The organism is Nguyenibacter vanlangensis (assembly GCF_013376155.1).
Lineage (GTDB): Bacteria > Pseudomonadota > Alphaproteobacteria > Acetobacterales > Acetobacteraceae > Gluconacetobacter > Gluconacetobacter vanlangensis.
In genome coordinates this window covers 1-900 of record NZ_JABXXP010000941.1, presented here as the reverse complement: position 1 = coordinate 900, position 900 = coordinate 1, and the positions used below count along the sequence as shown (strand labels likewise).

Here is a 900-nt window from a genome sequence, read left to right as displayed (position 1 = left end):
CGGGCATCGTGCGCTGGCTGGACGGGCAGGTGCGCAAGCTGGACGTCGATCTGCGCCTGGGGGTGGAGGCGACGGCGGCCGATATCCTGCTCTGCGCGCCGGACGTGGTGATCGTGGCGACAGGGGGCGAGGCGATCCTGGGCGACGATCCGGGCAGCGACCTGCACCATACGACGCGCGACGTCCTGGCCGGCCGCGCCGCGCCCGCGGGCAGCGTGCTGCTGTTCGACGAGATGGGGCAGCACAACGCCGCCTCGGTGGCCGAATTGCTGGCCACGCGCGGCTGCCTGGTCGAACTGGCGACCCACGACCGGCTGGTGGCGCAAGAGGTCGGGACCACCAACCAGCCGGTGCATCTGCGCGAATTCTACAGGCTGGGCGTGGTGACGACGCCGAACATGGAACTGACCGAGACCTGGCGCGAGGGCAACCGCCTGGTCGCCGTGCTGCGCAACACCATGACCGGCGCGGAAGAGGAACGGGTGGTCGACCATATCGTGGTCGATCGCGGCGGCGCGCCCGACACCACGCTCTATGCGGCGCTGAAGGCGGGCTCGGCCAATGCCGGCCAGACCGACGCGCATGCGCTGGTCGCCGGACGGCCCCAGCCGGTGATGGCGCGGCTCGGGGCCGGCGACTACGCGCTGTTCCGCATCGGCGACGCGGTGGCGGCGCGCAACATTCATGCCGCGCTCTATGACGCGCTGCGGCTGTGCAAGGATCTCTGACACCATGCGCTGGCTGGTCCTTGCGGAAATGGGATGTGCCGCGGGCGCTGTCGCCCTCGTCTGGATGGTCCTGCTGGCGCGCTGGCTGAAGGGGCGCCCCGCCGGCCGGTCCTGGCTGGCCGGCCTGGCGTCGGTGCCGCGCCGTTATCTCGTCGACGTCCATCACGTCGTC

1 protein-coding gene and 1 pseudogene are annotated in these 900 nt (G+C 71.3%); both read left to right on the top strand.

From position 1 onward, the window contains the following. Nucleotides 1–728, top strand: a pseudogene (locus tag HUK84_RS20325) (N-methylproline demethylase); the annotation flags it as partial. Continuing rightward, nucleotides 685–900 (top strand): DUF3483 domain-containing protein (locus HUK84_RS23385; protein WP_317135324.1); only part of this gene is annotated, 216 nt, incomplete at its 3' end. The pseudogene HUK84_RS20325 and the gene HUK84_RS23385, both read left to right, overlap by 44 nt.